The organism is Paenibacillus sp. FSL R10-2736 (assembly GCF_038000245.1).
GTDB classification, from domain to species: domain Bacteria; phylum Bacillota; class Bacilli; order Paenibacillales; family Paenibacillaceae; genus Paenibacillus_AQ; species Paenibacillus_AQ phytohabitans.
This window is the reverse complement of sequence record NZ_JBBOBN010000001.1, coordinates 2,436,055-2,449,173: the sequence shown is the minus strand read 5'-3', so window position 1 is coordinate 2,449,173 and position 13,119 is coordinate 2,436,055. Positions and strand designations below refer to the sequence as shown.

General features: G+C 50.9%; 15 protein-coding genes and 1 pseudogene. 1 reads left to right on the top strand and 15 read right to left on the bottom strand.

What is annotated here, in order from left to right:
• Positions 1 to 47: 47 nt before the first annotated feature.
• Positions 48 to 920, top strand: a complete 873-nt coding sequence (locus tag NSQ73_RS10320; RefSeq protein ID WP_042138607.1) for a YitT family protein — start codon at positions 48 to 50, stop codon at positions 918 to 920.
• 398 nt (positions 921 to 1,318) lie between these two features.
• Here the strand turns inward: NSQ73_RS10320 and NSQ73_RS10315 are convergent, their stop codons facing one another.
• The 15 genes and pseudogenes from NSQ73_RS10315 to hisC form a co-directional block, all read right to left on the bottom strand.
• Positions 1,319 to 2,224, bottom strand: a complete 906-nt coding sequence (locus NSQ73_RS10315; RefSeq protein WP_340986332.1) for a sporulation protein YpjB — start codon at positions 2,222 to 2,224, stop codon at positions 1,319 to 1,321.
• A 55-nt stretch (positions 2,225 to 2,279) separates the two neighbouring features.
• Positions 2,280 to 2,927 carry a DUF1405 domain-containing protein gene (locus NSQ73_RS10310; RefSeq protein ID WP_340986331.1) on the bottom strand — a complete coding sequence of 216 codons (648 nt, stop codon included), beginning with the start codon at positions 2,925 to 2,927 and terminating at the stop codon, positions 2,280 to 2,282.
• 189 nt (positions 2,928 to 3,116) lie between these two features.
• Positions 3,117 to 3,992 carry a menaquinol-cytochrome c reductase cytochrome b/c subunit gene (locus NSQ73_RS10305; protein ID WP_042138609.1) on the bottom strand — a complete coding sequence of 292 codons (876 nt, stop codon included), beginning with the start codon at positions 3,990 to 3,992 and terminating at the stop codon, positions 3,117 to 3,119.
• A 98-nt stretch (positions 3,993 to 4,090) separates the two neighbouring features.
• Complete coding sequence (gene qcrB / locus NSQ73_RS10300; RefSeq protein ID WP_020427667.1) at positions 4,091 to 4,762, bottom strand: menaquinol-cytochrome c reductase cytochrome b subunit; 672 nt, start codon at positions 4,760 to 4,762, stop codon at positions 4,091 to 4,093.
• A gap of 5 nt (positions 4,763 to 4,767) precedes the next feature.
• Entirely contained in the window at positions 4,768 to 5,322 is a 555-nt protein-coding gene (locus NSQ73_RS10295; protein ID WP_039309880.1) for a ubiquinol-cytochrome c reductase iron-sulfur subunit, read from the bottom strand.
• Between the two features lie 221 nt (positions 5,323 to 5,543).
• Positions 5,544 to 5,969, bottom strand: a complete 426-nt coding sequence (locus NSQ73_RS10290; protein ID WP_340986330.1) for a DUF2487 family protein — start codon at positions 5,967 to 5,969, stop codon at positions 5,544 to 5,546.
• A gap of 80 nt (positions 5,970 to 6,049) precedes the next feature.
• Positions 6,050 to 6,229, bottom strand: a complete 180-nt coding sequence (locus NSQ73_RS10285) for an IDEAL domain-containing protein (protein ID WP_039309877.1) — start codon at positions 6,227 to 6,229, stop codon at positions 6,050 to 6,052.
• Positions 6,230 to 6,247: 18 nt separating this feature from the next.
• Positions 6,248 to 6,754 carry a gamma carbonic anhydrase family protein gene (locus NSQ73_RS10280; protein ID WP_171716670.1) on the bottom strand — a complete coding sequence of 169 codons (507 nt, stop codon included), beginning with the start codon at positions 6,752 to 6,754 and terminating at the stop codon, positions 6,248 to 6,250.
• Positions 6,755 to 6,765: 11 nt separating this feature from the next.
• A complete protein-coding gene (locus tag NSQ73_RS10275) occupies positions 6,766 to 7,854 on the bottom strand; it encodes a hypothetical protein (protein WP_340986328.1) in 1,089 nt (362 codons plus the stop codon).
• Between the two features lie 90 nt (positions 7,855 to 7,944).
• Entirely contained in the window at positions 7,945 to 8,532 is a 588-nt protein-coding gene (locus NSQ73_RS10270) for a histidine phosphatase family protein (RefSeq protein ID WP_171716671.1), read from the bottom strand.
• Positions 8,533 to 8,689: 157 nt separating this feature from the next.
• Positions 8,690 to 9,133 carry a hypothetical protein gene (locus NSQ73_RS10265; RefSeq protein WP_052416585.1) on the bottom strand — a complete coding sequence of 148 codons (444 nt, stop codon included), beginning with the start codon at positions 9,131 to 9,133 and terminating at the stop codon, positions 8,690 to 8,692.
• 51 nt (positions 9,134 to 9,184) lie between these two features.
• Positions 9,185 to 9,280, bottom strand: a pseudogene (locus NSQ73_RS34945) (anti-sigma factor family protein); the annotation flags it as partial.
• Positions 9,281 to 9,285: 5 nt separating this feature from the next.
• Positions 9,286 to 9,873, bottom strand: a complete 588-nt coding sequence (locus NSQ73_RS10260) for an RNA polymerase sigma factor (protein WP_039309865.1) — start codon at positions 9,871 to 9,873, stop codon at positions 9,286 to 9,288.
• Between the two features lie 982 nt (positions 9,874 to 10,855).
• Positions 10,856 to 11,950 carry a prephenate dehydrogenase gene (locus tag NSQ73_RS10255; RefSeq protein ID WP_039301851.1) on the bottom strand — a complete coding sequence of 365 codons (1,095 nt, stop codon included), beginning with the start codon at positions 11,948 to 11,950 and terminating at the stop codon, positions 10,856 to 10,858.
• 57 nt (positions 11,951 to 12,007) lie between these two features.
• Complete coding sequence (gene hisC, locus NSQ73_RS10250; RefSeq protein WP_039301848.1) at positions 12,008 to 13,105, bottom strand: histidinol-phosphate transaminase; 1,098 nt, start codon at positions 13,103 to 13,105, stop codon at positions 12,008 to 12,010.
• Positions 13,106 to 13,119: the final 14 nt, after the last annotated feature.

The window sequence follows — 13,119 nt, the reverse complement described above, 5'->3', positions numbered from 1 at the left end:
AATAACTACCTATAAACTGCCCATTAGAGGCATACGCGAGGGATTATATGAAATCGTCAATTAAATTCAGCACCATCAGCAAAACCATTGCCCCCATCATGCTGGGAGCTGCAATCTATGCCTTCGGACTTCTGTACTTCATTGTACCCAATCAGCTGATGGAAGGCGGAGTCACCGGGATTACCATCCTGCTCAACTACGCCTTTAGCATACCGATCTTTTTGACCACACTGCTGCTGAATCTCCCGCTCTTCCTGCTTGGCTGGAAGGTGCTGGGGGCGAATCAGATCGTCTACACAGGTGTTGGTATCGGCGCCCTGTCCTTTTTCCTCTGGCTGTTCGAACGAATGATTAATGCAGGCTGGATTGTAACGTTCAGTACAGAGCATGATTTTATTCTTGCTTCATTATATGCCGGGGTAACACTGGGGCTGGGGCTGGGGATCGTCTTCCGTTTCGGAGGCACCACCGGCGGGGTAGATATTGTAGCGCGGATTCTCGGACGCAAGTTCGGCTGGAGTATGGGACAGATTATTCTGGCAGTCGATGTGATCATTATTGGCGCTTCCCTGCTCTATATCCCCCGTGAAAAAATATTGTACACCCTGGTCGCCGTCTTCATTGCTTCACGTGTCATTGATTTCATTCAAGAGGGGGCTTATGCCGCCAAAGCGTTCACCATCATCAGTGATGATGCTCCGCAGATTGCCGAGCTGATTACCGCAGAGATGGAACGCGGCGTCACATTGATCCCGGCGATCGGAGCCTATTCCAAACAGGCCAAACACATGGTGTACTGCGTTGTTTCCAGACAGGAAATCCGCCGGCTCAGCCTGCTGGTCAAGTCTGTTGACCCTAAGGCCTTCGTCATTATCAGCGACGTTCATGATGTGCACGGTGAGGGCTTCCGGGAGACCTGATTAGCTGAGGGGAAGCTGTTAACATGAAATCCTGTACATAGTACAACATTCCCCTTATAATCTTGGCCATAATCCGAAATTGTTGTATAAAAGGCAACAATCCGCCTTCTCCAGGCGGATTAGCAGTGGAATTCTTGTATTCCATACAACAATCTTCCCGAATACACTGGTATATTGATATTCAAGTTGTAATATGTACAACATTTTTGTTTACACTGTGCAAACCTGAGGAATTCAGGTTCCGTCAGCAACATTGTACTTACTTCGTTAGTTACAGCTTCAAATGTACTCAAAAAGCTCCCTTCATCCGCCTCAGCGGGAAGGGAGCTTTTGTGAGTATTGAGGATTCATACACCTGAGGGGAAGAACACCAGCTTCAGCGAACGCCACCCTCCCGGCTATACAGCCTTCCAATCCCCGTTCTGGCCCCGGTACTTGCGGTAAGCGGCGTAGGCAAGCACGGTAAGGATGAACGCGCCTGCCAGCAGCCCCCAGGCCCCGTACTGCTGCGGGGCGAGCGGCAGCGACAAGGCCGGCTCATCGCGCTCTTTGCCGAACATGACCCGGGCTGCATCCTGCCCGTAAGACACAATCTCCAGCAGCCGGGCCCGTTCCACCGGCTGCGCGGAGGTGGCGATCCCCTGGGCATACGAGATCCAGGAATCAAACGTATTGACAGCCTCGGGCGGCCGGGAGATGATCACCGCAGGCCGGATATTATCGTACCGGCTCTGCAGTCTGGCCAGAGCGGCCTTCCAGCTCTTCAGATCATTAACGGCAGCGCCTTGCTCCATATTATTCAGATCCTCGCGGACCAGCTTGTAATACTGTAGCCACATAGGCTGTCGGGGGTGATTCAGACTGTTCGCGGCGAGCCGGAGCCTGGCTGCGGCAGCTTCCCGCCGCTGGGGAGAAGCCTCTACAGCAGCCACTGCAGACTTCATGTCCATAATCACTGTAGAGAGCGCATGGATTCCCTCTACCGATGTCAACCCTTCGAAGGAAGAAGAGATAAAAATCTGCGAGATTTCCTCACTCTCCTGCCTAGCCTTGACCACATCGCCTTCAAGCACATAAGCATATAGGGCTTCGGCTGCCTGCTCCAGCCGCTGCGCCCCGCTTCTGCCGGTGAGGGCAGCGGGATCACTGACGGTGAATCCCGTTGCCTCTATGTATGCTTCAGTTCCAGAATTGGCACCAGCCGCTGCTGCTTCCGCTCCGGCCAGAACCCTACCTCCATTCATGCCAGCCAGCAGCCAGCACAACACAATCCCTGACAGTATGAACCTTCTCCTGCGCGGCATGAGACATCCCTCCCACCTTAATGTATGGCGGAAGGACAAGAGTTAGAACAGCCTGTCAGTGCCTCTCAGCAGGTTTGCCCGGAAGTGCAGGACGCCTTGTCCTGCCGCCGAATAACCACGCGGCAGCTGTGCTGAACAAGGTAAGGCCCATGGTGAAATACTGTACGGCACTGACATCATCATCCAGCACTGATGGCAGCCACGGAAATACGCCTTCAGAATAATCCACCATATCATTCGCGAAAGTCCATAACAGCGCAACGGGCAGCATTCTGCGGAAGGAGAAGTAGCGGGCATAGATCAGTGCTTCAACCGCCATTCCGGTATGAGAAATCATCAGCATCCAGTCTTTCCAGTTGACCGCATCGCCCTGATAACCGCCGGCCACAATCATGCTGACCGCCCAGATGCCGTATTTCACCGATGTGACTACGGCCAGCGCCTCGATCAGTTGACGAACCAAGGTTCCCGTAAGCCCCTTCGGCGGGTAGAGCAGCAGCAATAATGCAATTGTAAAGAACAGGCTGGCCGTAGGACTGTCCGGAACAAAGGGCAAGAGCCAGACAGGATAATTCTCAGCCGTGAACGCCAGCTGATTGCCATACCACATGTATCCGTAAACCGTACCCAGAAGATTCACGATGAACAACAGCCAGATGATCCTTCTGTCCCTGAATAATCTGTCAAACCAATGAACCGGCATATAGACAACTTCCTCCCGACTGTAGCAGCTTCAATGCTAAAACAAGTAGATACGGCCCTGCTGTCCTTTATAGGACGGACTCCGTATCAGCGAGGAATATAAGGATAAAGTATACCGTAAAACATATACTTTCTTATATTCAAGCAAAAACCTGACCGCATGCACGATCAGGTTTGCGTTAATTTTATTTTACTGTTCGCTTTTTTGTTTGGCAAGCCAGCCGGCCAGATCATCAATATCCTGCTCGGACAGCCCTGCTCCCATAGCGGTCTCGTACATCGGAGGCATTTGTCCCTTGCCTTCTTTAATAATAGTAAGAATCGCTGCCTTATCATGCTTATCCCCGACCCCGCGCAGTGAAGGCGGCCCTCCGGTTCCCTTCATATCTACCGCATGGCAGGATACACAGCTGGCTTGCTTATAGAGTGCCATCGCCGGATCATCCTTGTCCACAATGGCAATGTCCTTCGTTTGGACGACAGTTGTGGTAGGCAAGCCAGCCGCCCTGTTCTCGGCCGCTTTCTCCTCACGCTGCACATCCTCCGGAATCTGTCCCGTCTCCGCCATTTCATGCTTGTATTCCGTCCAGGCGGTATTGGTCAGGTACACAATGGCCGCCAGGGACAGGAACATAAGTGAGGAAGCAATCGGTCTTCGGTAGAACCGGCGCTCACGGCCCGTATCCAGAAAAGGGGCCAGAAGCAGTGATCCAAACGCCACACCGGTCACGCCAAGCGTTCCCAGCACGATATAATCTCCCGATGCATAGGGCAGCTTGAGATACTGATAGAGAAACAGAAAGTACCAGTCCGGGATAGGAATTACCGTCGCTGTGGCATTCGCGGGAAATCCGAGCGGAGCCGGCTCCGATATCGTCAGAACCAGAATACCCACCAGCACCACTACGCCAACCATCCATTCCTTAAGCAGAAAGTTAGGTATAAAAGCTTCAGACTTGCCCGGATAGGCCGAATAGTCAGGCGGAGTAATGAACCCGTTGCCCCTGCGGACCCGGGAATCCCCTACGAATACCACCTTCTCTTTGGAGTCGTCTTTATGCGCCATGACCGTTCCTCCTAAAAGTTTTGTGAGCCTCTGCTTCTCGAACCGCTTCGTACAAACCCCGCTTCGGAAGCATACTCTTAAGTTTTGGTGAGCCTCAATTACAATGGGCCGGAAATTCCTTGTCTACGGATCATAATGAAGTGTCCGACCAGCAGTATAAGCAGGACCGCCGGGAGGAAGAATACATGGAGGGCGAAGAAGCGGGTCAGCGTCTCGGCGCCAACAATCGTACCGCCCTGCATCAGTTCCTTCAGCACCGGCCCCATAACCGGAACAGAGTTCGCGATCTCCAGGGTAACCTTGGTTGCGAAGTACGCCTTGTTATCCCAAGGGAGCAGGTAGCCGGTTAATCCCAACCCCAGCATAACGAAGAAGATCAGCATCCCGACGACCCAGTTCATCTCGCGCGGAGCTTTATAGGAGCCGGTGAAGAACACGCGCATCGTATGAAGAAACATCATGACAATGACCAGACTCGCTCCCCAGTGATGCATCCCCCGGACAATCTGGCCGAAGGCGACTTTGGTCTGAAGGTACTCCACACTGGCATAGGCATTTATGATATCGGGTACATAATACATCGTCAGAAACATGCCTGACAGAATCTGAATGACGGTTATGAAAAAAGTAAGTCCGCCGAAGCAATAGACAAAGGCTGAGAAGTGATGGGCAGGATTGACATGCTCGGGAACCTCGTGGTCGGCAACATCTCTCCAGATCGGCGTAATATCCAGACGTTCGTCAATCCAGTTATAGACATTTTTAAACATTGGATTCACGCCTCCTTCTTAGCTTCAGTATTTGGAACGATGTCGCCCAGATACACCCAGCCGCCGTCAATCTTGGTGGTGTACTGGTCGAGCGGCTTCGGGGCTACCGCCAGATTCTTGCCCAGTTTCGTATAACGCGCTCCGTGGCAAGGACAGTGGTATTCATCCGGGAAAGCCTTATCATTGTTCCAGCCTACCGTACAGCCAAGGTGCTTGCAGACCGGTGAAAGCGCATAAATTTGTCCGCTCTCATCTTTACGGATCCACGCCGTCAGCATTGCTGTACTGGCATACCATCCGTCCTGCTGCGGCAGTTCAAAGGTGAACTCCTGGGGCACATCGGTAATCTTGGACGTTTCCGCTACCTTGATAAAGTCTCCTTCGCCTTTTTTATGTAATATCGGGTCTACGGCAAAACGAATCATCGGCAGAATGGCTCCGGCTCCCATAAAAGCGGTGGCACCGCCTAGTGTATAGGCCAAAAACTGTCTACGCGATATATCCTTCCGTTGGGGCTGTTCTTGCGGAAGCGGTTCCTGTTCTTCATTAAGGCTGCTCATACTGTGTGTAACCCCCTTTTCAAAATTTGAGAAGGCACCTGCAGAGTCCGTTCAAAGACAATTCTGGTAATTAATTCGTTTTCAATGAAAAAAATCACATGACATATAAGTTCACCCTAATCATAGCTTAGGCTCCAAAACCCGTCAAGAATATTGTCTAAATTGTGACAGGCATTTGTGGCTGATTTCAGAATAATTGTTGATTTTTCGTCACATTTAACTCATTTTCCATTTAACCATAATCTCTGGATTTCATCCCGTATATGGGAGCTCACCGGAGTATCGGAATCCCTCTTCATTTCAGGCTGGCAAAGGAGTAAATCGCTTTCATAAACCTCTTCTGTTAAAAGCACTTCATTTGCGGATGACACGATAACATACTGGAAACCAATGGATTTGACTTTTTGGCAAAGGGCATTAAGTAAAGCTATACTTTCTGCTCCTGCATACTGTACCGCCGGATAAGTCACCACACGCCCTTGAAAAGGCTTCTCGACTAACTCGAGGAAATCACGCTGACGCTCCAGCGCTGCAATGGTCTCGGGAGGTGTCTCCGTCCCTTGAAGTCCTGTATACGGAATAACACAGGTATCATAGAACTGTCCATCCGCTTCCCAGGTCTTATGGTCAAAATCACTGAATTTCATCGGCTGGCCCCCTTCTTGCCGCTCATGCAGCATTTAGAATATCATAATTGTAAAAAAAGAAATGCGCCAGGCGCATTTCCCTATGCCAAACTTTTCAGTTCTTCAGTCAGATTCCGGAAAGCCGCCTCATCTCCGGCAGCCAGCGCCGTGTCAATCTTCCGGTACAAGATGTCGGTACGACGCTTTCTTAACGCTTCATCCCAAACCATTTCTGCAGCAAGCCCCAGCATCACTTCATAAGTAGCCTTCATTTTGTCCATTCGATACACCTCCGCTGTTTAAGAGTTTCCGTATTCCAATGCCTTCTTCACATAGCTTTCACTGGTGCGTGCCATCCTCAGCAGATCCTGTTCGGTCAACTCACGGATCACTTTGGCCGGGGTGCCTAAGGAGAGCGTGTACGGCGGAATGATTTTGTTTTCGGTTACAATGGAGCCGGCTCCTATTAAAGCATATTCACCAATCTCTGCTCCGTTCAATACAATTGCTCCCATTCCGATTAATGTGCCTTTGCCTATCCGGCAGCCGTGGATAATCGCGGAATGGCCAACCGATATATCATCACCCAGAATTAGCGGTACACCCTCAGCCACATGACCCACTGTACCATCTTGAATATTGCAGCGCTCTCCGATTATCACCGGAGCCAAATCTCCTCTAAGCACGGCATTGAACCAGATACTGGATTGTTTCCCCATCCTTACATCGCCAACGAGCTTAGCACCTTCCGCCACATAGACTGATTCATCAAGCTGCGGTATGTAACTCCCATAAGCAATCCGCATCTCTCTCCCCCTTACTTGAGCAGCAGCTTCGGTACGGCCGCTTCACTTCCCCAGGGCGTCATCATGACCACCGGTCCTTCGGCACCTTCTCCGAGTCTGATCATACCCAGATGCAGCATCATCCGCAGAATACGCTGTTCGAGTATGGCACCGGCATCATCATAATAGAACGGCTTAATCAGCCAGCCCAGCCCTTCGGATAACGAAGCCACTGTAACCCATCTGCCTGCACTAAGACTGATCCAATAGACTAGCGACGGCAGGTTTGGAATTGCGCCTTTATACAGTCTTAACCAAAAGGAGAATAACTGCATCAGCTTTTCCGATTTCCCTTCCTCCAGGAATTGTTCCCCTATGGCTGTGAGCTTCAGTCGGTAGCCCTCCTCCGAGATCCAGCGGCGGTGGCGGGCATAATCATACAGCAGGGCAAATCTCGGCGGATAATGCTCACAGGCCCTGCCGTAGCCGAATCTCCACCCGCCTTTGCCCAGCAGGGGCTCAGCAATTTGCAAGGCATTCATCACTCCCTGCTGATTGCGTTTATACAGCGCCCCCTCCTGGCCAAGTTCAGGCTCGTTATCCTTCACATAGCGCAGGAAGAGCAGCAGATCACCCGCCAGCAGATCGCCCTCGCCCCGGTACATTGCCGGTTCAGGACTGGGAGTAATCCCTTCCTTCAGGTGCTCCCCCATCCTGTCGCGGAAGCGGTTCTTCAGATCCAGCGGGACCTGAAACAGATACCTGCTCTGCTGCGATGCACCGGTAAAGAGCCAGCCGCCGTTTTTGAACCTACTGACCATATCGCGGTAGCTGCCGCTTTTACCGGAGGGTGTGTCAAAACATGCCTGCCTTGCGGCGGCAAGAAGATCTTCCAGACTGAAATGGCTGCGCTCATCAAATAGCAAAGTGTTCAGGAACCGCAGTTCCTCCGGGGTACATCCCCGGATATGAGACTCCATAAACTCACGGCTGCCCAAGGTAATTAGAATACTCTGAATCAAATCATGTTTGGAATTCCGTTTGCACTCACATTCATAGCGTCCCGCAATGGCGGTAAGCTGACCAATGTCTGCGTAAGTGAGCATATCCGCCAGATTCATCTTTTATCGCCTCACCGTTTTACTACCATTATGGGAAATATAGCCCTTTTTATTCCTTATTACGCAAAAAAAATAACCCGAAGGGTCGGGTTAACGCTGATTCTGCAAGATATGACGGGTACAGTTGTACAATAACGGATTCCATTCCTGCTCGTTTTTCTCCAAAATCGTCAGGGAGAGGTTGCCGAGCCGTTCCGAATACTTGTCTTTGTATAGCGCGGTATACAGCTGTGCAAGAAACCCTCCATGGGAGATGACCAGTACATTCTGATCCGGATAACGGGCTGAGAGATCCTCAAGAAAAGCAAGCCCGCGGACCTGAAGCGCCGCATCGCTCTCCTGCCCCAGTGTTAACTGATTCCAGTCCTTGCCCCATTTAGCTTCGCGGGCTGCAGCCGTCATGCCTTCTACCTGGCCATAAGCGCGCTCGCGGATACGATGATCCGGTTCCAGCAAAGGAATTCCCAGCTTGGCGGCAACGATCTTTCCTGTCTCAGCTGCGCGGGAAAGACTGCTCGTAATGCAGTAGTCCCAGTGGTAGGGCTCCTGCAGAAGCCGGTCACCCAGCATCTCAGCCTGCCTGCGGCCTTCATCGTTAAGCGGAATGTCACTTTGTCCCTGAATCTTACCTTCCGCGTTCCAATCCGTCAGCCCGTGGCGTATTAAGCCGATCAGCATTGCCTATCACCTTTCCCTTCCATTTATGTTTGCTTAATAATGTAACACGAATGAAAACAAATGTCTTCTTTTTTAACAAAATTACAGGTCTATTTCTCACTTGGAGCTTATATCCGGATACGAAAAAGCCCTCTTCACGATTTAAGTAAAGGGGCTTTCATTGTCTGCGGTAACGGTTCAGGCGTACCAGCAGGAATATAGACAACCCGACGCCAAGCGTCGACAACACCATCCAGTATTGCGGGTGGGAAGGGCCCATATTGGCTACAAGCGGTTCAATAATACCGCCTTCTGACTCGACCGGATAAGAAGATGACCAATCCAATGTCAGACCTGCCACACCTGTTTCTACAATCCCGCTCTGGGCCGCAGTAGTATTCGAGGGTGTTTTGAACATGGTGAAATATAAAAAGCTGGAGATAAACACTGCCAGAAAACAGGCAATCCATAGGCTCAGCCTGCGCCGGAAAACAGCAGAGCTGCCCGCAGATTTACCGTCCCCGGGCATAAGCCATGGACTTTCCAGATAGATCCGCTCCATAACCTTAAGGTTAATCGCTTCTGCGCGTTCATCACTGACTTCAAACCTTGAGTCCTGCATAAGCTCACTTGTCTCCTGCCACAACGCCCATTCGGCACTGCAATAGGAACAAGTCGCGATATGTTTCTCCAGTCTAATCCGTCTGGGATCCGTGGGGGGAGCGTCCCACAAGAGCGGAATGGAATCCTGCGCTTCCCTGCAATTCATTGGCCTTACACCCTCTCAGCCTGCTCATCGAATTCAGGCTCATAGAAATAGGATTCGAGCTGGAGCTTCACACTGCTCCTGGCGCGGAACAATAGTGATTTCACGGAGCTGACACTCTGATCCAGAATCACTGCAATTTCCTGATAATCCATCTGATCATATTCACGCAGAATGAGCGCAGAACGCTGCTTCTCCGGGAGATTGTTAATCGCTTCACGGACCAGATTCATCCGTTCTTTACGTAATGCCGCCTGTTCCGGGGCAACGTCAAGCGGTGCCACAGGAGTATAACCGCTCTCTTCAAGCGATACATTTCCGGCACGGTTCTTGCGCAGCTCACTTAGCACCGTATTACGGGCAATAGTGTACAGCCAAGTAGAAAAAGAGGCATCCACTTCACGGAACGAATGAAGACTCCGGAAAGCCTTGTAGAAGGTCTCAGAACAGAGGTCTTCGGCAATCAGCTCCATATGGGAATTCTTAAGCATATGATACACGAAAGCCAATATCTTCCGCTGGTACCGTCGCATCAATTCCGAGTATAATTCTGTATCTCCTTGCTTGATAAGCTGGATCAACTGGGAATCCGTCATGGTGAGTTCGGCCCTCCTCGCCCTTGCACGATTAATCCCGTCCGGTCCGTATCTACTTATACCGGTCAGGTAAGAAAAAGTTGCGGCATTGCTACAAAATTGTACGAATAAATGAAATACTTCCTATGTATATTCAACCAGCCGTTAATTAAGGCATACTGTATGTAAATACAGAAAGAAATTCGCATCTTTACAAATTTCTAATACTGTTCAGATAGGCATATGGCTCCCTATACTTGGAAGAAATCTATAAACATACTTAACCCAGTATAGCATACATTCTAACAGCATGACATTAATAGACTTTTAGATTCAGCGGGAAGTCGAATATTGAAAGCGGTATTATTTATGTTTGATAAAGGGGTTGACAGAATGTAACCGTATACATATAATAAAAGTACAGTATGGTTTCTCTCCACTCCTATCCAAACACTGCACGGTTCCAATACATTGTGAACTGTAACCGCTTATTATGTAAGCGGTCTTTTTTTTGTCCATTTTTACGAACAATTGGGTATTTTACAGGCTGATGGCTGCCCCTGTATTATTCTCCCTTAACCTAATCATCCGAAGCGCAGTCCGTGACGACACAGATAGGCTCCGCGAAATCTTCCGCTCTGCATCGTTGAACGTTGAGAGTTACCGCAACCTTCATAACCTGCCTGCAGTGAGGAGGACTGAGAATCCGTTATTTGTGTAAATTCGGCGAAATTGCCGGTTAATCAGACTCAGAATCGCTTAATTGACCTGGAATGCCCTCTTTCAGGTTCCATAGAACAAGATAACGGAATCTCAGTCGTTTCAGGATAATTGGATCTGGGGAGAGGCGGCTGGCCTGACAGTTTGATAGCAAGTGGAAGCGGCTACGCCGTCCTTTAAAGGACGGTGTGTTTCAGCGAGAAATAGATGGACTAGTAAGCATGCGCAGCAAATAAATTCTTACATTAAGAAAATAGCCGGGGCATCATGCCCCGGCTCTTCGCTATACATATACCGTATAATCATTCTGCTGCAATACAACCTTGGCCCGCTCCATATCATGCTCCTGGCGGAACGACAGGCGCATGATCCCGGGAACATCCTCCCGGCTCTCAATAATCTGCACGTTGCTAAGGTTGATGCCCTGGTCGCCAAGCTCTGTAGTGATGCGTCCGATAATCCCGGGATGATCGGGAACATCAATATGAAGGTCGAACAACGGGACAATCATTCCCTTCCGGCGCTCTGGCAGCTGGCTGCGGAATTCATTCGCCTCATGGAAGGCCGACTCGATCCCTGCACCATCCCCCTGCTCCAGCAGATGAATGAATGAAGAAACCTCGTCATTCCAGTCTTTGAGCAGACGCAGCATAACCGAGCGGTTATTCAGCAGGATATCGCGCCAGATGATCGGATCACTTGAGGCAATCCGCGTAATATCCCGGAAGCCGCCGGCCGCAAGTGTGCTGTACAAAGAGTCTGAATCATGGTAAGCATGAATCTGATTGACCAGCGCCACCGCAATTATATGCGGCAGGTGGCTGATCGCTCCGACAATCTCATCATGGCGCTCCGGGTCAAGCCGGACAATATGCGCTCTGGTATGTAGAAGCAAGGATTCCAGTGCATGATAAGCTTCCTCCGGAACTCCGGGCGGAGGCGTCAGCACGTAATAGGCATTCTCGAACAGCAAGGAGGAGGCTGCCTCTACACCCGAGCGTTCCGAGCCGGCCATCGGATGGCCGCCGATGAAATGCACACCGGGAAGGTCAAGGGAAACTGCGCAGGCGGCTATGCTGGCCTTGGTGCTGCCGACGTCGGTGATAATACAGCCCGGCTTCAGCGGCAGGCGGCTTAGCTGCTGAAGATAATCCTCTATCATGCCAACAGGCACACACAGAAAAATATAATCGGCGCCAAGCGCCGCTTCTTCAAGCGATAGGGTAGCCTCGTCGACTACACCTCTGCTGACATATTTGATTGCTGATTCAGGACGGTGGGCATGCCCTACTACGGTCAGGCCCTCCTTGCCTTTGAAGCAAAGGGCCAGTGAGCCGCCGATCAGACCGACACCGAAAATTGCTATTTTTGTCGTCATGTTCTTAGAACTACCTGCCTTCTGTGATATCGTCAATCCTGCTTCTTCTGATATAGGTTATGCGCGTACTCCCTGTTCTTCAAGCGCCTTCTCCAAAGCAGCGATGAAGGCCGTATTCTGCTCGGCAGAGCCGACAGTAACCCGGATGTAGGTCGGGTAGCGGTGGTGGCCTGCTCTCACGATAATACCTTGCCGCAGCAAGGCATCGAAGACCTCAAAGGCCGGCTTGCGCACATCCACCATGATGAAATTGCCGTGTGCCGGGAAGGACTCAAGGCCTAGGCGCTGGAATTCAACCTGCAGCTGGACAATACCCGCACTGTTAAGCGACCGGCACTGCTGGACATATTGCTGATCAGCCAATGCAGCCAGCGCCCCTACCTGGGCTAAGCGGGTGGTATTGAACGGTTCCCGCACTTTATTGATCAAGGAGATAATCTGCGGGCTGGCCACGCCGTAACCGATGCGGAGTGCTGCAAGACCGTAGATCTTGGAGAACGTGCGGAGTACAACGAGATTGGGGTAAGTATCCAGCAGCTTAATCCCGTCAGAGTAACTCAGATCGGTCACGTATTCGAAATATGCCTCATCCAGTATAACCATAACTCCGGCCGGTACTGCATCCAGGAAAGTAATCAGGGCATCCTCCGGCACAATGGTTCCGGTCGGATTGTTCGGATTGCAGATCCAGATTGCCTTGGTACGGTCCGTAATCTTCGCCAGCATGGCATCCAGATCATGGGTACCATTCTTCAAGGGCACTTCAATAGATACAGCACCCTCTATATCTGCGTTACTCTTATAGACGGAGAAGGTCTGGTCCGCCATTATGGTCTCGTCACCGGGCAGGAAAAAAGCACGTGCGATCAGAGCAATAATCTCGTCAGACCCGCAGCCAAAAATAATGTTGTCACTTGCTACTCCCAGATGCTCTGCCAATGCTGCAGTCAGCTCGGCAGCGGAACCGTCCGGGTATAAATACAGATTATCCAGTTCCGCTACAATAGCGGCTTTTGCGCTTGGTGCTGCCCCGTAAGGGTTCTCGTTGGATGCCAGCTTAATAACATCACTTAAGCCCAGCTCCTTCTTGACTTCTTCGATCGGTTTCCCCGGCTTGTAGACAGGGAGGTCGACGATATTAGGTTTCGGGTTCATGGCCCATCCTCGCT

Bases quoted from the DNA above. Each gene is read 5' to 3' on its own strand.
- NSQ73_RS10320 (WP_042138607.1), top strand. From the start codon at position 48: ATGAAATCGTCAATTAAATTCAGCACCATCAGCAAAACCATTGCCCCC.
- NSQ73_RS10275 (WP_340986328.1), bottom strand. From the start codon at position 7,854: ATGAATCTGGCGGATATGCTCACTTACGCAGACATTGGTCAGCTTACC.
- NSQ73_RS10315 (WP_340986332.1), bottom strand. From the start codon at position 2,224: ATGCCGCGCAGGAGAAGGTTCATACTGTCAGGGATTGTGTTGTGCTGG.
- qcrB (WP_020427667.1), bottom strand. From the start codon at position 4,762: ATGTTTAAAAATGTCTATAACTGGATTGACGAACGTCTGGATATTACG.
- NSQ73_RS10290 (WP_340986330.1), bottom strand. From the start codon at position 5,969: ATGAAATTCAGTGATTTTGACCATAAGACCTGGGAAGCGGATGGACAG.
- NSQ73_RS10260 (WP_039309865.1), bottom strand. From the start codon at position 9,873: ATGACGGATTCCCAGTTGATCCAGCTTATCAAGCAAGGAGATACAGAA.
- NSQ73_RS10295 (WP_039309880.1), bottom strand. From the start codon at position 5,322: ATGAGCAGCCTTAATGAAGAACAGGAACCGCTTCCGCAAGAACAGCCC.
- NSQ73_RS10265 (WP_052416585.1), bottom strand. From the start codon at position 9,133: ATGCAGGACTCAAGGTTTGAAGTCAGTGATGAACGCGCAGAAGCGATT.
- NSQ73_RS10285 (WP_039309877.1), bottom strand. From the start codon at position 6,229: ATGGACAAAATGAAGGCTACTTATGAAGTGATGCTGGGGCTTGCTGCA.
- NSQ73_RS10255 (WP_039301851.1), bottom strand. From the start codon at position 11,950: ATGACGACAAAAATAGCAATTTTCGGTGTCGGTCTGATCGGCGGCTCA.
- NSQ73_RS10270 (WP_171716671.1), bottom strand. From the start codon at position 8,532: ATGCTGATCGGCTTAATACGCCACGGGCTGACGGATTGGAACGCGGAA.
- hisC (WP_039301848.1), bottom strand. From the start codon at position 13,105: ATGAACCCGAAACCTAATATCGTCGACCTCCCTGTCTACAAGCCGGGG.
- NSQ73_RS10280 (WP_171716670.1), bottom strand. From the start codon at position 6,754: ATGCGGATTGCTTATGGGAGTTACATACCGCAGCTTGATGAATCAGTC.
- NSQ73_RS10310 (WP_340986331.1), bottom strand. From the start codon at position 2,927: ATGCCGGTTCATTGGTTTGACAGATTATTCAGGGACAGAAGGATCATC.
- NSQ73_RS10305 (WP_042138609.1), bottom strand. From the start codon at position 3,992: ATGGCGCATAAAGACGACTCCAAAGAGAAGGTGGTATTCGTAGGGGAT.